Here is a 23,070-nt window from a genome sequence, read left to right as displayed (position 1 = left end):
GACTTGAAGCGTCCCCTCCTTCTACTAATAAGCCTGGCCTTGAGCTTTGCGGCGAACGCGACGATCACCGAGAGCCACGGTTATGCGCAGTTCGGCACACTCAAGTACCCGGCCAAATTCACCCATTACGATTGGGTAAACCCTGCAGCGCCCAAAGGCGGGACATTGCGGGTGATGGCATTTGGCACCTTCGATACGCTCAACCCCTATACCTTCAAGGGTTCAAGCCCGGTTTCCACCGCCAACTTCCTGCAGTACGGCGTCAACGAGCTCAATGAACCCTTGATGGTGGGCACTGGGCAATACGCGCCGTCCGGCGATGAACCCACCTCCAGCTATGGCCTGATTGCCCAGTCGGTGGAATACAGCGAGGACCGCAGTTGGGTGGTGTTCAACCTGCGCCCCGAAGCGCGCTTTCACGACGGCAAGCCGATTACCGCCGATGACGTGGCGTTCTCCTATCGCACCCTGCTGACCGAAGGCCACCCGCAGTACCGCACTAACCTGCAGGAAGTGGCTCGGGTCGACATCCTCAACCCTCACCGTATCCGCTTTGTGTTCAAGCGCGCCGGCAACCCCTTGCTGATCCTGCGCCTGGGCGAGTTGCCGGTGCTGCCCCAGCACTATTGGAAAAACCGTGACTTCAAGGCCACCACCTTCGAGCCACCCCTGGGCAGTGGGCCTTACCGCATCACCAAGGTGGCGCCTGGGCGGCAACTGGTGTTTGAACGGGTCAAGGATTACTGGGGCAAAGACCTGCCGGTCAACCAGGGTTTCTATAACTACGACAAGGTCGAAGTGGAGTTCTATCGCGACAGCGACGTGGCCTTTGAAGCCTTCAAGGCCGGTGAATTCGATATTTATATAGAGCATCAGGCCAAGAACTGGGCCACGGGCTACAACTTTCCGGCGGTCAACCGCGGCGATGTGATCAAGGCGCAGATCGCCCATCAGATCCCCACCCAGAGCCAGGGCCTGTTCATGAATACCCGGCGGCCGGCGCTCAGCCAGGCCAAGGTGCGCGAAGCTCTGGGGTTGATGTTCGATTTTGAATGGACCAACCGCACGCTGTTCAGCAGCGCCTATAAGCGCTCGGTGAGCTATTACCCCAACAGTGAATTCTCGGCCACCGGCCTGCCCGTGGGCCATGAGTGGTTGATGCTCTCGCCCTACCGCGACCAACTGCCGGCCGCGCTGTTTACCCAGCCGTTCAACCTGCCGCACACCGACGGCCGCGGCATCCCCCGCGAAACCCTGCGCCAGGCTCTGGCCCTGCTCAGCGAGGCCGGCTGGAAACTGTCGGGGCAGCGCCTGCTGGACAAGGACGGGCAACCGCTGCGCCTGGAAATCCTGCTGGTCAACCCGAACCTTGAGCGCATCCTGCAACCTTATGTCGAAAATCTGACCCGCATCGGCGTCGACGCCCGCTTGCGCACCGTTGACCGCGCACAGTACAAACAGCGCCTCGATCAATTCGATTTCGACATGATTCTGATGACCCTCAGCCAGACCTTGAGCCCCGGCCTTGAGCAGTGGCAGTACTTCCACTCCAGCCAGGCCGCAATCAAGGGCAGCAAGAATTACGCCGGTATCGCCAACCCGGTGGTCGACCACCTGCTGGACCAACTGCTGGCGGCGCAGACCCGCGAAGAACAACTGGCCGCCGGCCGCGCCCTGGACCGGGTGCTGCTGTGGCAGCACTACAGCATTCCCAACTGGTACCTCAACTATCATCGCCTGGCGTACCGCAACCGGTTCGCCTTCGTCACCACGCCGCCCTATAGCCTGGGCCTGAGCGCATGGTGGCTGAAAGCTTCGGAGAAAGCCCAATGATGTCCTTGCGTACTACCCTGCTCGCCAGCCTGTTGCTGTGCACCGCGGCGCACGCCGCGCCACAACATGCGCTGACCCTCTACAACGAGCCCCCCAAGTACCCCGCCGACTTCAAGCATTTTGACTACGTAAACCCCGACGCCCCCAAGGGCGGCACCTTCCGCGAATCGGCCATGGGCGGTTTCGACAGCCTTAACCCCTACATCAGCAAGGGCGTGCCAGCGGACAACCTGCCGCTGATTTACGACACCCTGGCCACGCAGAGCCTGGACGAACCCATCACCGAATACGGCCTGGTGGCCGGCAAGATCGAAAAAGCCCCGGACAACAGCTGGGTGCGCTTCTACCTGCGCCCCGAAGCGCGCTTCCATGACGGCCACCCGATCCGCGCCGAAGACGTGGTGTTCACCTTCCAGACCCTGATCAAGGAAGGCAACCCGCTGTACCGCAACTACTACGCCGACGTCGATGAGGTGGTGGCCGAAGACCCGTTGCGCGTGCTGTTCAAGTTCAAGCGCACCAACAACCGCGAGTTGCCGTTGATCCTTGGGCAGTTGCCCGTGCTGCCCAAACATTGGTGGGCGAGCCGGGATTTCTCCAAGGGCAACCTGGAAATCCCCCTGGGCAGCGGGCCTTACCAGGTGGCGGAGGTCAAGCCGGGCCGCATGATTCGCTACGAGCGCGTCAAGGATTATTGGGCCAAGGACCTGCCGGTCAATAAGGGCTTCTACAACTTCGATACCCGCATCACCGATTACTACCGCGACAGCACGGTGTCCCTGGAAGCCTTGAAGGCCGGGCAGTTCGACTATTGGCTGGAGTTCAGCGCCAAGAACTGGGCCAACGCCTACAACATTCCAGCGGTGAAAGAAGGCCGCTTGATCAAGGAAGAAATCCCCAACGGCAACCCCACCGGCATGCAGGGTTTTGTATTCAACATGCGCAAGCCGATGTTCCAGGACGTGCGGGTGCGCAAAGCCATCAGCCTGTTGCTGGATTTCGAATGGAGCAACAAGCAGTTGTTCAACGGTGCCTACACCCGCACCCGCAGCTATTTCGAAAACTCGGAAATGGCCGCTACCGGCCTACCCGGCCCGGATGAACTGGCGATCCTTGAACCGCTGCGTGACAAGATCCCTGGCGAAGTCTTCACCCAGGCCTTCGAACCGTCCCACACCGACGGCAGCGGCATGATCCGCACCCAACAGCGCGAGGCCTACCAACTGCTGCAAGAGGCAGGCTGGAAGATTGTCGACGACAAAATGGTCGACAGCACCGGCAAGCCCGTGACCATCGAGTTCCTGCTGGCCCAGACCGAGTTCGAGCGCATCCTGCTGCCGTTCAAGCGCAACCTGGCAGACCTGGGCATCGACCTGGTGATTCGTCGCGTGGACGTCTCGCAGTTCGTCAACCGCCTGCGCTCGCGCGACTTCGACATGCTGGTGGGCAGCTTCCCGCAATCCACCTCGCCGGGTAACGAGCAGCGCGAGTTCTGGAAATCCTCCAGCGCCGACAAGCCCGGCAGCCGCAACTACATGGGCCTCAAGGATCCCGCCGTCGACCAGTTGGTGGAAGAGTTGATCGACGCCGGTTCACGCCAGAGCCTGATCGCCCACGCCAGGGCGCTGGATCGTGTGCTGCAGTTTGGTTACTACGTGATCCCCAACTGGCACATCAAGACCTTCCGTGTTGCGTACTGGGACCACCTGGGCCACCCCAAGGTCTCGCCACGCTACGACGTCGGCACCGCCACCTGGTGGGCTAAACCCGACGTCAAACCGGCGGTATCCCTCGACACCACGCAGAACGCCGATGCGGCGAGCGGAGGCAATTGAATGCTGGCCTATATTGCTCGCCGCCTGTTACTGATCATCCCTACGCTGTTCGGGATCCTGCTGATCAACTTCGTCATCATCCAGGCCGCACCCGGCGGCCCGGTGGAGCAGATGATCGCCAAGCTCGAAGGCTTCGACGGTGCCACCAGCCGCATTGCCGGCGGTGGGGCCGAAGTCGCGGTGGCCGGTTCCAGCTACCGTGGCGCCCAAGGCCTGGACCCGGCGCTGATCAAGGAAATCGAAAAGATGTACGGCTTCGACAAGTCGGCGCCGGAACGCTTATGGATCATGGTCAAGAACTACGCCCGGCTGGACTTCGGTGACAGCTTTTTCCGCGACGCCAAGGTCATCGACCTGATCAAGGAGAAGATGCCGGTGTCCATTTCCCTCGGGTTATGGAGCACCCTGATCATGTACCTGGTGTCCATCCCCCTGGGGATCGCCAAGGCCACTCGCCACGGCAGCCATTTCGATGTGTGGACCAGCTCGGCGATCATCGTCGGCTATGCGATACCGGCGTTCCTGTTCGCGATTTTGCTGATCGTGGTGTTTGCCGGTGGCAGTTATTTCGACTGGTTCCCCTTGCGCGGGCTCACCTCCAACAACTTCGACGAGTTGAGCTGGGGCGGCAAGATCCTCGATTACTTCTGGCACCTGGCGCTGCCCGTCACCGCCCTGGTGATCGGCAACTTCGCGACCATGACCCTGCTGACCAAGAACAGCTTTCTCGACGAGATCAACAAACAGTACGTGGTCACCGCCAAGGCCAAGGGGCTGACCAACCGCCGCGTGCTGTATGGCCATGTATTCCGCAACGCCATGCTGCTGGTGATCGCCGGTTTCCCTTCGGCATTCATCGGCATCTTCTTTACCGGCTCGTTGCTGGTGGAGGTGATCTTCTCCCTCGACGGCCTGGGGCTGATGAGCTTTGAAGCGGCGATCAACCGTGACTACCCGGTGGTGTTCGGCACGCTGTTTATCTTCACCCTGCTGGGGCTGATCGTGAAACTGATCGGCGACCTCACTTACACCCTGGTCGATCCGCGTATCGACTTTGCCAGCCGGGAGCATTGAGATGAACCTGTCCCCCCTCAATCGCCGCCGGTTCGAGCGGTTCAAGGCCAACAAACGTGGCTGGTGGTCGCTGTGGCTGTTCCTGGTGCTGTTCGTGCTGAGCCTGGGCGCCGAGTTGATCGCCAACGACAAGCCCCTGGCAGTGCACTTCGACGGCGGCTGGTACTTTCCGGCACTCAAGCGCTACCCGGAGACCACCTTCGGCGGTGAATTCCCGTTGGAAGCCAACTACAAGAGCCCGTACATCCAGGAACTGCTCAAGGCCAAGGACGCCTGGACCCTGTGGGCGCCGATTCCGTTCAGCTACCAGAGCATCAATTACGACCTGAAAGTGCCGGCCCCGGCGCCGCCGTCCTCGGTCAACCTGCTGGGCACCGATGACCAGGGGCGCGATGTGCTGGCGCGGGTGATCTACGGCTTTCGCGTGTCAGTGCTCTTCGCCCTGACCCTGACCATCCTCAGCTCGATCATCGGCGTGATTGCCGGCGCCTTGCAGGGCTTTTATGGCGGTTGGGTCGACCTGGCCGGGCAGCGTTTCTTGGAGATATGGTCCGGCTTGCCGGTGCTCTACCTGCTGATCATCCTGGCCAGCTTCGTGCAACCCAACTTCTGGTGGCTGCTGGGGATCATGTTGCTGTTTTCCTGGATGAGCCTGGTGGATGTGGTGCGCGCCGAGTTCCTGCGCGGGCGCAACCTGGAATACGTGCGCGCGGCGCGGGCGCTGGGCATGCAGAACGGCGCCATCATGTTTCGTCACATCCTGCCCAATGCGATGGTCTCGACCATGACCTTCCTGCCCTTCATCCTCACCGGCGCCATTGGCACCCTCACCGCCCTGGACTTTCTCGGCTTCGGGCTGCCGGCAGGTTCGCCGTCGCTGGGTGAGCTGGTGGCCCAGGGCAAATCCAACCTGCAAGCGCCGTGGCTGGGCATGAGTGCCTTTGCGGTGCTGGCGATCATGTTGAGCTTGTTGGTGTTTATCGGCGAGTCCGCTCGCGATGCGTTCGACCCGAGGAAATGAGATGAATCCGGACAATCTGATCGAAATCCGCGACCTCAGTGTCGAGTTCGTCACCGGCGAGCATCATCACCGCGTGGTCAACCACGTCAGTTTCGACATCAAGCGCGGCGAAACCCTGGCGCTGGTGGGTGAAAGCGGTTCAGGCAAATCGGTCACCGCCCATTCGATCCTGCGCCTGCTGCCCTACCCGTTGGCCAGGCATCCGTCTGGCACCATCGAGTATTCAGGGCAAGACCTGCTGACGCTCAAAGAGAAGACCCTGCGGCATATACGCGGCAATCGTATTGCGATGATCTTCCAGGAGCCGATGACCTCGTTGAACCCGCTGCACTCCATCGAAAAACAGATCAACGAAGTGCTCGGCCTGCACAAGGGCCTGACCGGCAAGGTCGCCACCCAGCGCACGTTGGAGTTGCTGGAACTGGTGGGTATTCCCGAACCGCACAAACGCCTCAAGGCGTTGCCCCATGAGCTGTCCGGCGGCCAGCGCCAACGGGTAATGATCGCCATGGCCTTGGCCAACGAGCCGGAGTTGTTGATCGCCGACGAGCCGACCACCGCCCTCGACGTCACCGTACAGTTGAAGATTCTGGAATTGCTCAAGGAGTTGCAGGCGCGGCTGGGCATGGCGCTGCTGCTGATCAGCCACGACCTCAACCTGGTGCGGCGCATCGCCCACCGCGTGTGTGTGATGCAGCAAGGTTGCATCGTGGAACAGGCCGATTGCGAGACGCTGTTCCAGTCGCCCCAGCATCCCTACACCCAGGAACTGCTCGCGGCGGAGCCCAGTGGCGGTCCGGCCAATAATGAGGTCGGTCCACCGCTACTGGAGGTGGACGACCTGAAAGTCTGGTTTCCGATCAAGAAAGGCTTTTTGCGTAACACCGTGGATTACGTCAAGGCCGTGGACGGCATCAACTTCAGCCTGCCCCAAGGGCAAACCCTAGGCATCGTGGGCGAAAGTGGCTCGGGCAAATCCACCCTGGGCCTGGCAATTTTGCGCCTGATCGGCAGCCAGGGCGGGATTCGCTTCGAAGGCCAGCAACTGGACCGCCTCAGCCAACAGCAGGTGCGCCCGTTGCGCCGGGAAATGCAGGTGGTGTTCCAAGACCCTTTCGGTAGCCTGAGCCCGCGCATGTGCGTCAGCGAGATCGTTGGCGAAGGCCTGCGCATCCACAAGATGGGCACGCCCGCCGAACAGGAAGCGGCGATTATCGCGGCGCTCAAGGAGGTGGGCCTGGACCCCGAATCCCGGCATCGCTACCCCCATGAATTCTCCGGCGGCCAGCGCCAACGCATCGCCATTGCCCGAGCGCTGGTGCTCAAGCCACGCCTGATCCTGTTGGACGAACCCACCTCGGCCCTGGACCGCACAGTACAACGCCAAGTGGTAGAGTTGCTGCGCGGCTTGCAGGCCAAGTACAACCTGACCTACCTGTTTATCAGCCATGACCTGGCGGTGGTGAAGGCGCTGAGTCACCAATTGATGGTGGTCAAGCAAGGCCAGGTGGTGGAGCAAGGCGACGCCCGGGCTATTTTTGCCGACCCGCAGCATGCCTATACCCGGCAGTTGCTCAAGGCGGCTTTTTTGGTACCGGCCTGACGTAACGCGGGTGCAAATGCAGGAGAACTAACGCTATGTCGCCGAGCCCTACCGCCCGCCCCGCGGATGCACCGCGCTTCTGGCGCGACGAACGCCTGCCGTTCATCGAAGCGCGCACCATCGCCGACGGGCGCAAGGTTACCTACACCCGGCACGCCCATGAGCATTTTTCCATCGGTGCGATTACCACGGGCTGTAGCTATTACCACTACGGCGCGCAAACCTTCGACATCAGCGCCGGCACCGTGGTGCTGATGAACCCCGGCGATGTGCATGCATGCAACCCCATCCATGACCAGCCCTGGTCCTACCACATGCTGTACCTCGACACGCCGTGGCTGACCGACCTGCAATACCAGTTGGGGTTCAGTACCGACCAGGGCTACCGGCCCTTCGACACGCCCCATACCCGCGACACCGCGCTGTACCACGGCTTGCTCGACCTGTACCGCACACTGGTGGATGAACAGGCCGATCTGCTGCAAAAACAGAGCGCGCTGGTGAGTTACTTCACCGAGGTACAACAGCGCCTGAACCCTTCGTTGGCGCCGGTGCGCGAGGTCAACCACAAACTGGAACGCGCCGCCGACTACATTCGTGCCCACTGCACGCAGGCCTTGAAACTCGAAGACATCTGCCAGGCCGCCGACTTGTCGCCGTCTTACCTGATCCGCGCGTTCAAACAGTATTACGGCTTGACGCCCCACGCCTTCATGGTCAACCGACGCATCCAGTTTGCCCGCAGCCAACTGCGCAATGGCGCACTGATTGCCGACGTCGCCCTGGCCGCGGGCTTTGCCGACCAGGCGCACTTCCAGCGCACCTTCAAACAACACTTCGCGGCCACGCCGGGGCAATACCGCGAAAACCTCAAGCCATCAGCAAATAACCCACACTGGCCACCAGCAACGCGGCCATTGAGCGGTTGAACAGGCGCACCCCCTTCGGGTTGTGCAAATAGCGGCGCAAAAACGTCCCCGCATACGCCCAGCACGCCACCGATAGGTAGCAAATCACCAGGTAAAGCGCGGCAAACAACCACACCTGCGCCGCATCGCCATCGGCCACAAACAACCCCATGCCTGCCACACACGCCAGCCAGGCTTTCGGGTTGAGCCACTGCATGATCGCGCCGTACAGCATCGACGGCGCGGTCTGTGCACCATCAGCGTCCAACCGGCCATCATCCACCGCCAGCTTCCACGCCATATACAACAAGAACGCGACTCCGCCCCAACGGATCAATCGGATCAGGATCGGCCAGCGCACCAGCACTTCATGCAGCCCCAGGCCAATCAGCACCAACAACAAGGTGAAACCTACGGCGGCGCCCAACACATGTTTCTGGCTGGCGACAAAACCGAAACGCGCACCGGCACTTAAAGCAACCACATTAACGGGGCCCGGGGTGATGGACGTGGCCAGGGCAAAAGCGGCCATGGAGAGAATCAAGCTCATTACAGTTCCTTGTGTGATGCCAACGATGTTGAGATCACGGTAACGCGCACAAAGACGGGAGGTATTGAAGAAAATGCCCCTTTATCTTTCAGAACGAGCGCTGTTGATTTACGCCCCACCGCTAACCACGATGCGAAGCGAGCCGCTCTTGATCTGCTTTTGATCTTGATCTTAAGCGCCCCGTCAAACCACGCTGGCCGGAATTCGACAGGGATTTGGGGGGTAAACCGGCAGGGATGCCGGTTTAGCCGCCCCGCGCCATGGATGGCGCGTGGCGGCGGCCCCCCAAATCACTGGCGGATTACGGGCACACCGAGCCCCAGCGAGGTGCCGAGTGGTGGGGCAAGAGCGTTTTGCTTACTTTTGCGCTTTTCAAAAGTGAGCCGCCGTCAGGGCGGAACCCTAAGGGGCCGTTACCGCAGCAATGGATATGTACACAATCCAACTGTGTCGCCTGTCAGGCCGCCTTCGCGAGCAAGCCCGCTCCCACAGTTTGATTGTGGGGCGCCAGGTGGATAGGCGTTGGCTGGAAGGCCGCCATCGCAGGCAAGCCAGCTCCCACAGTTGGATCGTTAGGGTATCAGGTAGGTAGGCGTCGGCTGGCAGGCCGCCATCGCAGGCAAGCCAGCTCCCACAGTTGGATCGTTAGGGTGTCAGGTAGGTAGGCGTCGGCTGGCAGGCCGCCATCGCAGGCAAGCCAGCTCCCACAGTTGGATTGCGGAGGTATCAGGTAGATAGGTGTCGGCTGTCAAGCCGCCATCGCAGGTCAAGCCAGCTCCCACAGTTTGATTGCGGGGCACCAACGTTGAACCTCCCGCTTGAGCCTTCAGCACCAGTGACCTTACGGTGCCAAAGGAACAACGTTTCTCTATGATGTGGCCTTTGACTGAACATCCCTGGAACCGCCCATGCCCACCCTCACCTTGCGCAACGCCCTGCCCACCGACGCCGCACGCTGCTTTGAAATCGAAACCACCGCCTACGAGGGCGACGAAGCCGCAACGCTTGAAAAGATCACCACGCGCATCGCGCAGTACCCCGAGGGCTTTTTGATCCTGGAGGAAGATGGCGCAGTGGTGGGTTTCATCAACTCAGGGTGCGCCCATGAAGTGGTGATGTCGGACGAGGCCTTCAAGGAGTTGGTGGGCCATGTGGCCGAGGCGCCGAATGTGGTGATCATGTCGGTGGTGGTCGACCCGGCCCATCAAGGCAAGGGGTATGCGAAAACGCTGATGGCCGAGTTCGTGCAACGCATGCAAGCAATGGGCAAGCGCACCCTCCACCTGATGTGCAAGGAGCAGCATGTGCCGTTGTACAGAACAATGGGCTACACCTATGTGCGCCCTTCGCCGTCGGATCATGGGGGTATGGCGTGGCATGAGATGGTGAGAATGCTTTGATGCAAGCCGTTGCACGAGTGATTGCAAAAGTGTTTCCAAGCGTGAAGCCGCCAAAAAACCTGCAACGACACAGTGTGTTTCAGTGAGTGAAAACCTGGCGCTGCGCTGCGCTATCTGACAACCAGCCTGACTTTTCGGCGCGTGGGCCGGACTGCACCTATAGCCTTTTCACTCACTCGAAAACCTGCGCCCGATGCGGTTTTACGTTGTTACACCCAGCCAAAACAGACCTCGTTGAGCGCCTGCCCCTGGCGCTGTAGCCTGCGAAACGCCCTGTCAGGATCCCCTCCTGACAGGGTCAATTTCCTAGCGATCAGAGAGGTGCAATCATGTCTTCAATCAGTGACTCCATCCCATTCGTACCCGCGTACCAGCCCGCTGGCAAACACCCTATCGATAACGATGTACCCAGGACAAACCCTCTGGACAAACAGGCGGGAGAAGATGCCGAAGTGTCCAATGGCAAGGGCGGCTGGAAGAGCATTGGCAATGCGACGCGCGACCACGCCAACCGCACTCGGTTGGATCGCAACTTCTTGCCTTCGGACAAAAAGATCGTCGATGACTCCAGGGTCAATACCCATATCCAATATCACGGCAGCGGCACCCTGCCCGCCTTCTCAACTTCGGATTACAAGGCCTTAGACGACTCCCCGTCCAATATCCATCGTGAACCGATCGACTTCGAAATAAAACCTGACGGCATCGGCGGTTGGACCAAGGCGTGACAACTCCTCTGCTTTTGAGCTAAGCCGCCGTAGTACCCAGGGCTTTGCCGAACACCCCATACCCATTGGCTTCAACTGGTATGGTTGGCGGTTGTTCCGCTGTGGGACAGCCGCCGAGTCATCTACCAACTGCCGGAAGCCCCCCCGCCACCGCTGGAACCGCCACCGCCCGACGAACTGCTGCTGGAGCTTGAGCCGCTGGAGCCTGAACTGGACCCGCCGCCGGAGCCAGAACCTTCGCCGACCTTGCCAAAGATAATCAGCGCAACAAACGATGCGATAGGAAACGCCAGCAACCAGGCGTCGCGATCACCGTCCATCACCCGCCCCGCCACCCCGTACACGGCCATCACCGCCAGCAGTCGTACGGCAAAACCTGCGCGGCTGGTGCGCCAGGTCTCCCTCATGATCAGCAGCAGCACCAGGTACAAGCCCAGTACTATCAAGACGCCCAATGGCCACAGCAGCCAATGGGTGAAACTGACGTCCACGTACTGGTTTGCCACCACCAACCCGAGGATATAAGCCAGCAGCCCGATCACGCCGTAAAACAGCGTACGTACCTGCCACAACGCGCCGAATATCGCGCCGCCAATCAACAACGTCAGCGGCACTACAAACAGAAACATCGGCCAATCCCGACCACCTGCCAGCAGCGCCAACAACAGCGTGGCGGCTACCGCGACGATCAAAGCCCTGCGCCAGGGCAACTGGCCAGCAGCGATCAATACACCGGTGAGCGCCCCCAGGATAAACGCCGCCAATATCGCGATAAATTGGGGGTTGAGCCTCGGCCCGGCCCTTTCGGGCAGGTCGCCGCCGTCCACCAAGACGACCAGCGCGTTCACGCCTTGCTCGATGCCACCGGCAAAGTCGCCCTGACGAAACGCCGGCGTGATCCGTTCTTCAATGATGCGATGGGCCAGCAGGTCGGTGACAATGCCTTCCAGGCCGTAGCCCACTTCGATGCGCACCTTGCGGTCGTTCTTGGCCACCACCAGCAGGAGGCCGTCGTTGACGTCCTGGCGTCCCAGTTTCCAGGCGCGAAACAGTTGGTTGGCGTAGCTTTCGAGATCGGCGCTGCCGGTGGTCGGCACCAGCAATACAGCAACCTGCGCGCCTTTGCGTTGTTCAAGGTCGGCGAGTTGTTGCTTGAGGCGCTCGGCGGTGCCCGAGTCGAGAGTGTTGGTCAGGTCAATGACCCGTTGATCAAGGGCAACCCCAATAGGCGAGGTGTCCGCCTGCGCGGCGATCAACAGGCTGGAAAATACCAGAGCCAGTAGGCTGAACACCGATTGCCGCACAAGCACGATCATGTATGGTTACCTGAAGTCTCTCCCTGAAGGCGCCGACTTTACCTTATCTGCACGCAAACGCGTGACCCAGGGCCTGCGACTATCTAAACTGCCGCCAAGCTATATAGCAATAAGCCATCAACGAGACGCCCATGGACCTAAGCCACCGCAACAATGTACATGTGATGGGCAACGGTCCCTCGACCCTGGTGTTTTCCCACGGCTTTGGTTGCAACCAGGCCATGTGGAATGCCCTGGCACCGCACTTTCTCGAACGCTTTCGCGTGGTGCTGTATGACCTGGTCGGCGCCGGCCTGTCGGACTTGAGTGCGTTCGACAAAGCCAAATACAGCCGCCTGGATGGCTACGCCCATGACCTGAACGAGATTATCGACGCCTACGCCCAAGGCCCGGTGATTCTGGTGGGCCACTCGGTGAGCGCGATGATCGGCACCCTCGCCGACCGTTTCATCCCGGGCCGCATTGCCGCGCACGTGATGATTGGCCCATCGCCGCGCTATATCGATACCGATGAGTATGTCGGCGGTTTCCAGCACGACGACATCGAAGACCTGCTCGACACCCTCGACAGTAACTACCTGGGCTGGTCCAGCGCCATGGCCCCGGTGATCATGGGCGCGCCGACGCAACCCCACTTGAGCGAGGCGCTCACCGACAGCTTTTGCCGCACCGAGCCGGACATCGCCAAGCAGTTCGCCCGCGTGACCTTCCTGTCGGATAACCGCCAGGATGTGTTCGGCCTGACTACCCCGGTGCTGATCCTGCAATCGACCGAAGACCTGATCGCTCCCGTGGCCGTGGGCGAATACCTGCACGCCGTATTACCTAACAGCACCTATTGCCTGGTCGAGAATGTCGGCCATTGCCCACACATGAGCGCCCCCCAGGCGTGCGCAACAGCGATGGACCGCTTCCTCGCCCCTTGGGCGGCTGCCGATGCCCGCTGATTCACTGTTTGACAGCGCGGCCTGCGCCCTGGCGGTGACCCAGGAAGACGGCACGATCCTGCACGTCAACCCGCGCTTGTGCGATTGGCTGGGCTTTACCGCCGCCCAACTGCTGGGCCGGCGTTTCCAGGACCTGCTGGCCATGGGCGGGCGGATTTTCCATCAGACGCACCTGGCACCGATGCTGCGCATGCACGGCAGCGTCACCGAGGTGAAGCTCGACATCCGCCATTGCGACGGGCACAAGGTCACCGTATTGCTCAATGCCAACCGGCGCCAGCAGCCCGACGGCGTGGTGTATGACCTGGCGCTGTTCGGCACCACCGACCGTGACAAGTACGAGCGCGAACTGCTCAATGCCCACAAGCAGGCCGAAGCCCTGCTGCAGGAAAAAACGGCTACGGAACTGGCCCTGCAACAGGCCCAGGCCGAACTGAGCGAAGCCTATGCCATTGCCCAGCGCCGGGCGTTGTTTGCCGAACAGATGGTGGCGATTGTCAGCCATGACCTGAAAAACCCTCTCACGGCGATCCGCATGGCGTCCGACTTTCTCCAGCGTGGCGAGCGCACGGCCAAGGAGCGCCAGTTGTTGGGGCACATCGGCCAGTCGTCCGAACGCGCCCACCGCATGATCGCCGACCTGCTGGACTTCACCCAGGCCCGGGTTGGCCAGGGCATTATCATCAAGCCGCAACCGCTGGACCTGCACAGCGTGATTCATAGCAGCGTCGACGAACTGCGAGTGGCCTTCCCCAAGGCCACGCTGGTGCATCACGCCGAGGGCCAGGGCGACGCCTGCCTGGACGCCGACCGCGTGCAACAGATGATCGGTAACCTGGTGGCCAACAGCGTGGCCTATGGCGACTTGCTGCAGCCGATCACCATCACCTCGCGCCTGGGCGACAACACCTGCGAGGTTGCGGTGCACAACCACGGCCCCGCGATCCCCCAAGCCTTGCTGGCCGGGTTGTTCGAACCCATGACCCGCGGCACCGACCAGGGCAGCGACGTGCGCAGCGTGGGCCTGGGCCTGTATATCGTGCGCGAACTGGCCAGGGTGCATGGCGGCGATGTGGCGGTGAGTTCCTGTGCCAGCGCCGGCACCACGTTTACCGTGAAGTTCTAGTACAGGTACGCGGTGCCCTGCATGATCGGCTCGACGTGGCCGGTCAATATCACCCCGCCCTGCCCGTCCCATTGCACCGTGACCGCGCCGCCGTCGCACTGGACCTCTACACACTCATCGAGCAGCCCTCGCCGGATGCCGTTGACGACCGCCGCGCAACAGCAGGAACCGGACCCCTGCGGCACACCGCCGCCACGCTCCCAGATACGCAGGCGGATATGGCTGCGGTCCAGCACTTGCACGAAATGCACATTGGTCCTGGCCGGAAACAGCGGGTGAACTTCCAGGGTCGGGCCCATGGCCTCAATATCGAGCGCCGTCACATCCTCCACAAAAAACGTGCAATGCGGGTTGCCCATGCTGCACGCCGCAGGCTGGCCGTCGATAGGCAACACGCAGGTGTCCATCGCCCTGGCCAGGGGCACCGACGCCCAGTCCAAGGAGGGTGGGCCCATGTCCACCGACACCCGCTGCCCATCAGCACGTGTGCATCTCAGCAAGCCACGGTCGCTGCGCAGCACGATGGTGTCAGTGCCAGCCTCGTGCATGAGGCGATCGGCCACGCCACGCGTCGCGCTGCCGCAGGTGTGCAGGCGTGTCCCGTCCGGGTTCCAGAACTGAACGCGCGCGGCGGCCTCCTCACAGTCGAGTACCACCGCCAGTTGATTGAAACCGATGCCGAAGCGGCGGTTACCCAGGTAGCGGGCAATCTGCGCAGTAATGGGGTTATCCTCGCCACGGCGGTCGACGATGATGAAGTCGTCGCCGTGGGCGTGCATCTTCACGAACGGCAGGGTCATGGGCGCTCCTGTGAGTGAAATGAGCCGAGCGGTTCTAATACCACTGTAGGAGCGAGCTTGCTCGCGAAAAAACCATAGGCGCCGCGTTTATTCAGTTAGTACACGTTATTGTTGGCGTTTTTCGCGAGCAAGCTCGCTCCTACAGGGGGGTTGATGGGTCATGCTTATTGTATTCAGCGGTTTGCCCGGCAGCGGCAAGACCACGATTGCCAGGGAACTGGCACGTCAGTTGGGCGCGGTTTACCTGCGTATCGATGTGATTGAGCAGGCGTTGCGCGAGGCTGGGGTGTTGGCGGGCGATGTGGGGGCCAGTGGCTACGCTGTGGCGAATGCGCTGGCGCTGAGTAACCTGCGCCTGGGGCAGCGGGTGATCGCCGATTGCGTGAACCCGGTGAAGGAAAGCCGTGATGCCTGGCAAGCGGTGGCGACAGCCGCCGGCGTGGCGCTGATCAATATCGAGGTGGTGTGTTCCGATCAGCAGGCGCATCGGCTTCGAGTCGAAGGCCGTGTGGGCGATATTCCGGGGCTGGTGCCGCCGACCTGGGAATCGGTGCAGGTGCATGAGTATGAACCCTGGGAAGCGCCGCCGTTCAGGCTGGACACGGCGCAGTTGACGCCGGCAGAGGCTGTCGCGGCAGCCTTGCTCCATCTAGGCTAAAAAATCCACCCTGTGGCGAGGGAGCTTGCTCCCTCGCCACAATCCTTAGAACTTGCTGCGCAGCGCCTCAAGCCCGCCCTCGTAGACACCGGTAAACAACTCCTCTGCCTGCGCCTCGGTGGTACCCGCTGCCGGCGTGAACACGCCGGACCAGGTCACTTTCGCCGAGGTGTCCGTCAACGCTTCAACCTGCAAGGTCGACAGGTAAGCACTCACCGGAAACGGCGACGCTTCAATGGTGTAGCTGTAGGTGCGCGCCACGTTGTCGAAAGTCTGCAAGCGCTCGACAATCGTGCCGCCGTCAGCGGCGGTCAGGTGACGCACACGGCCACCCTCGCTCGGCTCGCTCTTGGCAATAAAAGGCAGCCAGTCAGGCAGGCTGTTGAAGCCGCCAATCAGTTGCCAGACCTGGTCGGCCGACACCGCAATTTCAATCACAGAAGACGCTGTTGCCACGATCAATACTCCAGTCAGGAAAAAATCAGATTGCCATGCTGTCGACCACGCCACCGTCGACCCGCAGCGCAGCACCGGTCGTCGCCGAAGACAGCGGTGAAGCAATGTACGCCACCAGGTTCGCCACTTCATCCACATTGGCCGCACGCTGGATGATCGAGGTGGGCCGCGCATGGCGCACAAACACATCCGCTTCGTCTCGGGCACTGCGCCCGGATTCGGCCGTGGCGTCCTTGAGCATGTGTTCCAGGCCATCGGTAAAGGTCGGCCCCGGCAAGATCGCATTCACCGTCACCCCGGTACCCGCCAGGCGCTTGGCCAGGCCGTGGGACACCGCCAGGTTGGCGCTTTTGGTCACCCCGTAGTTGATCATGTCGGCCGGCGTCGCCACCCCGGACTCCGACGACACGAAGATCACCCGGCCCCAGCCTTGCTCGACCATGCCCGGCACATAATGCCGCGCCAGGCGCACACCGGAGATCACATTGACCTCATAGAAGCGCGCCCACTCGCTGTCCGGCGCGTCGAAGAAATCCACCGCATCGAAGATGCCCAGGTTGTTGACCAGAATGTCGGCGCGGGGTTCGGCGGCGAAGAGTTTCTGTGCGCCTTCAACGGTGCCCAGGTCGGCCACCACACCACGCAGTTGAGCAGCCGGAATCGCCTGGCGAATGCTCGCCAAGGCGTCGTCCACCTTGCCTGCATCCCGCCCGATCACCACCACCGTGGCACCGGATTGCGCCAGGGCCTGGCTGATGCCCAGGCCGATACCGGCGGTGCTGCCGCTGACAATCGCCACTTTGCCACTTACATCAATTTTCATGCTCAAGCTCCTTAACGTGAGAGAGGCAAAGGTGCACGGTCCGAGATCAAGCGGGCCTCGCGCAACGCCTGCCAGAAGGCGGCTGGAATCTGTTCAGACAACGCCGCAACGTCTTCGGCAATCCGCCCCGGACGACTGGCACCGGGAATCACCGCCGCCACCGCCGGATGGGCCAGTGAGAACTGTAGCGCAGCGGCCTTGATACTGACGCCAAACACCTGGGCAATCGCCTTGATCTGCTCGACCTTGGCAATGATCGCCGGGCTGGCTTGCTGGTATTCAAAGTGCGCACCGCCAGCGAGGATGCCGGAGCTGTACGGGCCACCGACGACGATCTCGACCTGCTGGGCGTGGGCCGCGTCCATCAGGCGCTGCAACGCGCGGTCGTGGTCCAACAGCGTATAGCGCCCCGCCAGCAGAAAGCCGTCGGGCTGGGCTTCGGCCAGGTCCAGGGTCAACTCGCAAGGTTCGACGCGGTTGACGCCAAGGCCCCAGGCCTTGATCACCCCTTGCTCGCGCAAACGGGTGAGTACTTTGAAGGCGCCGGTGCGGGCCTGGTTGAAGTATTCCAGCCATTGGTCGCCGTAAAAATCCTGGGCGATGTCGTGAACCCACACGATGTCCAGGCGATCGGTTTGCAGGCGTGTCAGGCTGTCTTCAATGGAGCGCAGGGTGGCGTCGGCGCTGTAGTCATTGATTATTTTATTGGGGCGGCCGTGTTCGAATACGCCGCTTTTTTCGCCAAGGTCACGGGCGGTTTCTTCGACTTCATCGAGAATCACCCGGCCGACCTTGGTGCTGAGCACGTAGTCGTCGCGGTGGTAGTTGGACAGCGCCTGGCCCATGCGCATTTCCGACAGGCCCGAGCCGTAGAACGGCGCGGTATCGAAGTAACGCACGCCCTGGCTCCAGGCGGCCTCGACGGTGGCCTGGGCTTCTTCTTCGGGGATGGCGCGGAACATATTGCCCAAGGGGGCGGTGCCAAAGCCCAGTACGCCGGGCAGTGTGTCTTTCAAGCTCATGGTGGTTCCTCAATGAGTGCGAGGTCACGGTGACCGTTGAGCAGATGCTAGATTGCGCTGATCAGACCGTCCAAGACATACTGCGACCAACTTGAGTCCTTGCAGGTCTTACATGATTGATCTACGCCAGTTGCGCTACTTCGAAGTGGTGGCTGAAGAAGAACACGTTGGCCGCGCCGCCGAGCGCTTGCACATTTCCCAATCGCCCTTGAGCCGGCAGATCGCCCAGCTCGAGGAACGCCTGGGCCTGACCCTGTTCGAACGCAGCCAGCAGCGCATCCGCCTGACCCGCGACGGCCAGACCTTTCTGGCCGAGACCAAGGCATTGCTGACCCACGCCAACCGCCTGGAGTCACTGGGCAAGCGCCTGGGCCGTGGTGAAGAAGGCGGTTTGTGCATCGGTTATATCGAGAACGCCATGCATGCCGGTGTCTTGCCCAACGCCTTGCGCATACTGCGCGACGACCGGCCCGCCGTGCATATCAAGCTGTATAACCTGCCCTCCCTGGAACAACTCGAAGGTTTGCGCCAACGCAGCCTGGACATCGCCCTGGTGAGCGAACCACCCGCCGCCGATGACCCGGACCTGACCGCCTGGCAAGTGCTCGACGACCCGATGCTGTTGGCCCTGCCCGAACAGCATCCGCTGGCTCGACAACGCGAACTGTTGCCCGAACACCTGGCCGACCAACAATGGATCGGCGTGCAGCGCAAACCTGGCGCCCACCCGGCTGACGATTTCGTCGCCGCCTGTATCCGCGCCGGTTTCACCCCGCAGATCCCCATGGAGGCCAGCGAGCCCTTTACCGCATTGGGCCTGGTGGCGTCCGGGCTGGGGGTGGCGATGGTGCAAAAAGGCCTGAGCCGCAACGCACCGCCCGGCGTGGTGTTGCGCGAGCTGCCGTGGCTGGCCTACACCACACCGCTGTGGGCGGCCTGGCATCGCGTCAACTTGAGGCCATTAGTGGAAACCTTTCGCAAAGTGCTGACCGAACCTGAGGCTATCTGACTGACGCCCTGCAGTTTGAATGTGGGAGCGGGCTTGCTCGCGAAGGCGTCGGTTCACCAACATTGATGGTGACTGACCCACCGCTTTCGCGGGCAAGCCCGCTCCCACATTGGATCTCAGAGTGCTTCGCGCAAGCGATACCACAACATCCCCAACGCCAGCAGCGGCGAGCGCAGCGCCTTGCCACCAGGAAAGGTCATGTGTGGCACCTGGCTGAAGATATCCAGGCCCTGGCTTGCACCCGCGTGTATCCCTTCGGCCAGCAACCGTGCGCACCAGTGCGTCACGTTCAAGCCGTGGCCGGAATAGCCTTGGGCATAGAACACATTCGGGTACTGCTTGAGCCGCCCGACCTGGGGAAAACGGTTGGCGGTGATGCCGATCTTGCCGCCCCACTGGAACTCGATGGCGGCGTTGGCCAACTGCGGGAACACCTTGAGCATTTTCGGACGCATGTACGCGGCGATGTCCTGAGGATCGCGCCCCGAGTAATGGCAGGCACCGCCGAACAACAGGCGCCGGTCGGCGGTCAGCCGGTAGTAATCCAGGCCGACTTTCTGGTCGCACAGCGCCAGGTTCTGTGGGATCAACTGCTGGGCCACAGGCTCAGGCAGTGGCTCGGTGGCGATGATGTAGCTGCCCGCCGGCAGTACCTTGCCGCTCAAGCGCGGCTCCAGCTCTTCAAGATGGGCATTGCATGCCAGCACCAGGTTGGCCGCGCGCACGCTGCCGCTCGCGCAGCGCACCTGCACGGTATCGCCGTGGATCAGCTCCAGCACCGGGCTGTGCTCAAAGATACGCACCCCAAGGGCCTCGGCCGCCTGCGCTTCACCCAGCACCAGGTTGAGCGGGTGCAGATGCCCGGAGCCCATGTCGACCAGGCCGCCGGCATACACCGTCGAGCCCACCACCTGCGCCATGTCGTGCGGGCCGACCAGCCGCGTTTCATGGGCATACCCCATGGCCGCCAGGTGCGCCTGTTCGCCCTTGAACGCGGCGAACTGCGCCGGGGTGTTGGCCAGTTCGCAATAGCCCCAGCGCAGGTCGCAGTCGATACCGTGCTCGGCAATGCGCTGGCCCACCAGGGCCACCGAGTCGATACCGGCCCGCTCCATATAACGCACGCCCTCCTCGCCCACGTATTTGGCAAACCCCGAAACATCATGGCCGATGCCGCGGATCAATTGCCCGCCGTTGCGCCCGCTGGCGCCCCAGCCAATGCGGCGCGCCTCCAGCAGCACCACCGAGAGCCCGCGCTGGGCCAGTTCGATGGCGGTGTTGACCCCGGTGAAACCACCGCCGATCACGCACACATCGGCGCTCAGGTCGGCCTCAAGTGCGGGCCGCTGCGCCATGGCATTCGCCGAAGCGCGGTAATAGGACTGGGCATGTTCGTTGGACTGCATCATCGGTTGGACTTCACTTTGCTCCAGGCGCGGGTCATCACGCGCATGGTCGCCGGCGTGGGCGTGGTGGAAATATAGAGTTTGTCGAGTACCTCCTGGGGCGGGTACACCTCAGGGTTGTTCACCAGTTCCGGGGCCATGAACGGCTTGGCGGCCGGGTTGGCGTTGGCATAGCCCACCGAGGCGCTGACCTTGGCAATCACCTCGGGCTCAAGCAGGTAGTTGATGAACGCATGGGCTTCTTTAGGGTTGCTCGCGTCGGCCGGAATCGCCAACAGGTCGAACCACAGGTTGGCGCCTTCCTTGGGGATCGAGTACGCAATGTTCACCCCGTTCTTGGCTTCCTTGGCGCGGTTGGCGGCCTGGAACACATCGCCGGAATAACCGAAAGCCACGCAGATATTGCCGTTGGCCAGGTCTGAGATGTACTTGGATGAGTGGAAATAGGTGATGTACGGCCGCAGCGTCAGCAGCTTGGCTTCGGCCTGCTTGTAGTCCTCGGCATTCTCGCTGCGTGGGTCCTTGCCCATGTAGTTGAGGATCGCCGGGAACAGCTCATCCGCCGAATCGAGGAAGGCCACACCGCATTCATGCAGCTTCTTGATATTTTCCGGTTCGAACAGCACGGCCCACGAATCGATGCGGTCGACACCCAGCACCTGCTTGACCTTGTCAACGTTATAGCCAATGCCATTGGTGCCCCACAGGTACGGCACCGAATGCGTATTACCGGGGTCGTTCTGCTCCAGCAACTTCAGGAGCTTGGGGTCCAGATTCTTGAAGTTGGGCAACTGCGCGCGGTCGAGCTTGAGGAACGCACCGGCCTTCACCTGGCGCGCCAGGAAGTGGTTGGACGGCACCACCACGTCATACCCGGTGCGCCCGGCCAGCAACTTGCCCTCCAGGGTCTCGTTGGAGTCGAACACATCGTAGATCACCTTGATGCCGGTCTTGGCCTGGAAGTCCGCCAAGGTGGTCTCGCCAATGTAATCGGTCCAGTTGTAGACACTCACCGTCGGTGCCGCCTGGCCGGCACTGCTGAACGCCGCGGCCAGGGCCAATGGGAGAAGCTTGTTCACAAGACGCATATCGTCACCCCTTTTATGCTTGTTTTTAGACGCTCAACAGCAGGAACTCACGCTCCCAGGAACTGATCACTCGCTTGAAGTTTTCATGCTCGGCGCGCTTGACCGCCACATAGCCGCGCACGAATTTCTCGCCCAGGTACTGCTTGACCGTGTCGCACTCCTCCATGCGCGCCAGCGCATCTTCGAGGGTGAACGGCAGGCGCAGGTTTCGGCGTTCATAGGCGCGGCCTTCCACCGGGGCACTGGGTTCGATGTGCTCGATCATCCCCAGATAACCGCACAACAGGCTCGCGGCAATCGCCAGGTACGGGTTGGCATCGGCCCCCGGCAGGCGGTTTTCCACGCGCATCGCCTCCGGGCTGGAAGTGGGCACGCGCAAGCCGACGGTGCGGTTCTCTTCGCCCCATTCGACGTTGACCGGCGCCGAGGTGTCCGGCAGGAAGCGGCGGAACGAGTTCACATTGGGCGCGAACATCGGCAACAGCATGGGGATGTACTTCTGCAGGCCGCCGATGTGATGCAAAAACAGCGGGCTCATGGCGCCATCGGCATCGACGAACACCGGTTTGCCGGTGGCAATCTCCACCACGCTCTGGTGCAAATGCATGGCGCTGCCCGGCTCATCGGCCACCGGTTTGGCCATGAAGGTGGCGGCGACGTTGTGCTTGAGGGCGGCCTCGCGCAAGGTGCGCTTGAACACCGTGATCTGGTCGGCCAGGTCCAGGGCGTCGCCGTGACGGAAGTTGATTTCCATCTGCGCCGGGCCGTCTTCGTGGATCAGCGTATCGAGGTCCAGGCCCTGGGCTTCGCACCAGTCATAGACATCTTCGAACAGCGGGTCGAATTCGTTGGCGGCATCGATGGAGAACGACTGGCGGCCGGTTTCGGCACGGCCGGAACGGCCAATCGGGGTTTTCAGTGGCAGGTCCGGGTCTTCGCAACGCTGGGTGAGGTAGAACTCCATTTCCGGCGCCACGATCGGCTGCCAGCCTTGGTCGGTGTAGAGCTGCAGGACTTTCTTCAACACATTGCGCGGCGACAGCTCGATGGGGTTGCCCTGCTTGTCGAAGGTGTCGTGGATCACGATGGCGGTGGGTTCGATGGCCCACGGCACCACGTAAGTGGCGTTGGCTGCCGGGCGGCAGATCATGTCGATATCGGCCGGGTCCAGCAGGTCGTAATAGATATCGTCGTCGACAAAGTCCCCGGTTACCGTTTGCAGCAACACACTTTCCGGCAGGCGCATGCCTCGCTCATGCAGGAACTTGTTGGTGGGCGCAATCTTGCCGCGTGCGATGCCAGTCAAGTCACTGATCACGCATTCGACCTCGGTAATCTTGTGTTCTTTCAGCCAGGCGGACAGCTGATCGAAGGGGGCGTTCATAAGGACCTCGTCTTGGGTGGGATGCGACGCCGGCTTGTACTCCCAGCGCATTGAGGTCTATCTTGGGCCAGCCTTGAAACGGC

The 23,070-nt window shown here is 61.7% G+C and carries 21 protein-coding genes; 12 read left to right on the top strand and 9 right to left on the bottom strand.

What is annotated here, in order from left to right; genetic code table 11:
* Positions 1 to 3: 3 nt before the first annotated feature.
* The 6 genes from ACWHXD_RS12345 to ACWHXD_RS12320 are packed head-to-tail and all read left to right on the top strand — an operon-like array spanning position 4 to position 8,295.
* Positions 4 to 1,833, top strand: coding sequence for an extracellular solute-binding protein (locus ACWHXD_RS12345; RefSeq protein WP_138763481.1), 1,830 nt, complete (start codon positions 4 to 6; stop codon positions 1,831 to 1,833).
* Positions 1,830 to 3,668, top strand: coding sequence for an extracellular solute-binding protein (locus ACWHXD_RS12340; RefSeq protein WP_138763482.1), 1,839 nt, complete (start codon positions 1,830 to 1,832; stop codon positions 3,666 to 3,668). Before ACWHXD_RS12345 ends, ACWHXD_RS12340 begins: the two co-directional genes overlap by 4 nt.
* The gene (locus tag ACWHXD_RS12335; RefSeq protein WP_032892218.1) at positions 3,669 to 4,742 is read left to right on the top strand and encodes a microcin C ABC transporter permease YejB; all 1,074 of its coding nucleotides are present in this window, start codon (positions 3,669 to 3,671) and stop codon (positions 4,740 to 4,742) included.
* A 1-nt stretch (position 4,743) separates the two neighbouring features.
* Positions 4,744 to 5,763 carry an ABC transporter permease gene (locus ACWHXD_RS12330; protein WP_003190688.1) on the top strand — a complete coding sequence of 340 codons (1,020 nt, stop codon included), beginning with the start codon at positions 4,744 to 4,746 and terminating at the stop codon, positions 5,761 to 5,763.
* Position 5,764: 1 nt separating this feature from the next.
* Complete coding sequence (locus ACWHXD_RS12325) at positions 5,765 to 7,366, top strand: ABC transporter ATP-binding protein (RefSeq protein ID WP_138763483.1); 1,602 nt, start codon at positions 5,765 to 5,767, stop codon at positions 7,364 to 7,366.
* Between the two features lie 35 nt (positions 7,367 to 7,401).
* Positions 7,402 to 8,295, top strand: coding sequence for an AraC family transcriptional regulator (locus ACWHXD_RS12320; RefSeq protein WP_032892220.1), 894 nt, complete (start codon positions 7,402 to 7,404; stop codon positions 8,293 to 8,295).
* Here ACWHXD_RS12320 and ACWHXD_RS12315 read toward each other — a convergent pair.
* Positions 8,237 to 8,824 carry a LysE family translocator gene (locus ACWHXD_RS12315; RefSeq protein WP_056784402.1) on the bottom strand — a complete coding sequence of 196 codons (588 nt, stop codon included), beginning with the start codon at positions 8,822 to 8,824 and terminating at the stop codon, positions 8,237 to 8,239. The two genes, ACWHXD_RS12320 and ACWHXD_RS12315, sit on opposite strands and share 59 nt — an antisense overlap.
* A 908-nt stretch (positions 8,825 to 9,732) precedes the next feature.
* Between ACWHXD_RS12315 and ACWHXD_RS12310 the strand changes: the two genes are divergently transcribed.
* Both ACWHXD_RS12310 and ACWHXD_RS12305 read left to right on the top strand, forming a co-directional pair.
* Positions 9,733 to 10,224 (top strand): GNAT family N-acetyltransferase, encoded by a 492-nt coding sequence (locus ACWHXD_RS12310; protein ID WP_138763485.1) that lies wholly within the window; start codon positions 9,733 to 9,735, stop codon positions 10,222 to 10,224.
* A gap of 329 nt (positions 10,225 to 10,553) precedes the next feature.
* Positions 10,554 to 10,952 carry a hypothetical protein gene (locus tag ACWHXD_RS12305; RefSeq protein ID WP_032892223.1) on the top strand — a complete coding sequence of 133 codons (399 nt, stop codon included), beginning with the start codon at positions 10,554 to 10,556 and terminating at the stop codon, positions 10,950 to 10,952.
* Between the two features lie 122 nt (positions 10,953 to 11,074).
* On the opposite strand, the gene ACWHXD_RS12300 is transcribed toward ACWHXD_RS12305, so the two are convergent.
* Positions 11,075 to 12,268, bottom strand: a complete 1,194-nt coding sequence (locus ACWHXD_RS12300; RefSeq protein WP_138763486.1) for a TPM domain-containing protein — start codon at positions 12,266 to 12,268, stop codon at positions 11,075 to 11,077.
* 131 nt (positions 12,269 to 12,399) lie between these two features.
* On the opposite strand from ACWHXD_RS12300, the gene ACWHXD_RS12295 reads away from it, so the two are divergent.
* Together ACWHXD_RS12295 and ACWHXD_RS12290 are read left to right on the top strand one after the other, a co-directional pair.
* Positions 12,400 to 13,215, top strand: a complete 816-nt coding sequence (locus ACWHXD_RS12295) for an alpha/beta fold hydrolase (RefSeq protein WP_032892225.1) — start codon at positions 12,400 to 12,402, stop codon at positions 13,213 to 13,215.
* Entirely contained in the window at positions 13,205 to 14,341 is a 1,137-nt protein-coding gene (locus ACWHXD_RS12290) for a PAS domain-containing sensor histidine kinase (RefSeq protein ID WP_138763487.1), read from the top strand. The genes ACWHXD_RS12295 and ACWHXD_RS12290 overlap by 11 nt, the downstream gene beginning before the upstream one ends.
* Here the strand turns inward: ACWHXD_RS12290 and dapF are convergent.
* Complete coding sequence (gene dapF, locus ACWHXD_RS12285) at positions 14,338 to 15,141, bottom strand: diaminopimelate epimerase (protein WP_138763488.1); 804 nt, start codon at positions 15,139 to 15,141, stop codon at positions 14,338 to 14,340. The genes ACWHXD_RS12290 and dapF overlap by 4 nt on opposite strands.
* A gap of 160 nt (positions 15,142 to 15,301) precedes the next feature.
* Here dapF and ACWHXD_RS12280 point away from each other — a divergent pair, with 160 nt between their 5' ends.
* Positions 15,302 to 15,799, top strand: coding sequence for a P-loop nucleotide/nucleoside kinase family protein (locus tag ACWHXD_RS12280; protein ID WP_138763489.1), 498 nt, complete (start codon positions 15,302 to 15,304; stop codon positions 15,797 to 15,799).
* Between the two features lie 45 nt (positions 15,800 to 15,844).
* Here the strand turns inward: ACWHXD_RS12280 and ACWHXD_RS12275 are convergent, their stop codons facing one another.
* Genes ACWHXD_RS12275 through ACWHXD_RS12265 form a run of 3 tightly spaced genes read right to left on the bottom strand, consistent with a single transcriptional unit; the run spans position 15,845 to position 18,100 of the window.
* Positions 15,845 to 16,255 (bottom strand): SRPBCC family protein, encoded by a 411-nt coding sequence (locus ACWHXD_RS12275; protein ID WP_138763490.1) that lies wholly within the window; start codon positions 16,253 to 16,255, stop codon positions 15,845 to 15,847.
* A gap of 25 nt (positions 16,256 to 16,280) precedes the next feature.
* On the bottom strand, positions 16,281 to 17,078 hold the full coding sequence (locus tag ACWHXD_RS12270; RefSeq protein WP_032892229.1) for an SDR family NAD(P)-dependent oxidoreductase: 798 nt from the start codon (positions 17,076 to 17,078) through the stop codon (positions 16,281 to 16,283).
* 11 nt (positions 17,079 to 17,089) lie between these two features.
* Complete coding sequence (locus tag ACWHXD_RS12265) at positions 17,090 to 18,100, bottom strand: aldo/keto reductase (protein WP_138763491.1); 1,011 nt, start codon at positions 18,098 to 18,100, stop codon at positions 17,090 to 17,092.
* A 112-nt stretch (positions 18,101 to 18,212) separates the two neighbouring features.
* On the opposite strand from ACWHXD_RS12265, the gene ACWHXD_RS12260 reads away from it, so the two are divergent.
* Positions 18,213 to 19,109 (top strand): LysR substrate-binding domain-containing protein, encoded by an 897-nt coding sequence (locus ACWHXD_RS12260; protein WP_138763492.1) that lies wholly within the window; start codon positions 18,213 to 18,215, stop codon positions 19,107 to 19,109.
* 116 nt (positions 19,110 to 19,225) lie between these two features.
* Here ACWHXD_RS12260 and ACWHXD_RS12255 read toward each other — a convergent pair whose 3' ends face one another.
* The 3 genes from ACWHXD_RS12255 to ACWHXD_RS12245 are packed head-to-tail and all read right to left on the bottom strand — an operon-like array spanning position 19,226 to position 22,987.
* Positions 19,226 to 20,518 (bottom strand): NAD(P)/FAD-dependent oxidoreductase, encoded by a 1,293-nt coding sequence (locus ACWHXD_RS12255; protein WP_138763493.1) that lies wholly within the window; start codon positions 20,516 to 20,518, stop codon positions 19,226 to 19,228.
* Positions 20,515 to 21,603 carry a polyamine ABC transporter substrate-binding protein gene (locus ACWHXD_RS12250; RefSeq protein WP_138763494.1) on the bottom strand — a complete coding sequence of 363 codons (1,089 nt, stop codon included), beginning with the start codon at positions 21,601 to 21,603 and terminating at the stop codon, positions 20,515 to 20,517. Before ACWHXD_RS12250 ends, ACWHXD_RS12255 begins: the two co-directional genes overlap by 4 nt.
* A gap of 25 nt (positions 21,604 to 21,628) precedes the next feature.
* The gene (locus ACWHXD_RS12245; protein ID WP_032897477.1) at positions 21,629 to 22,987 is read right to left on the bottom strand and encodes a glutamine synthetase family protein; all 1,359 of its coding nucleotides are present in this window, start codon (positions 22,985 to 22,987) and stop codon (positions 21,629 to 21,631) included.
* Positions 22,988 to 23,070 lie beyond the last annotated feature (83 nt).

The sequence above is a fragment of the Pseudomonas fjordensis genome (assembly GCF_976987115.1).
Note: the sequence above shows the minus strand (reverse complement) of the source record. Positions and strands in the feature narration are given on the sequence as shown.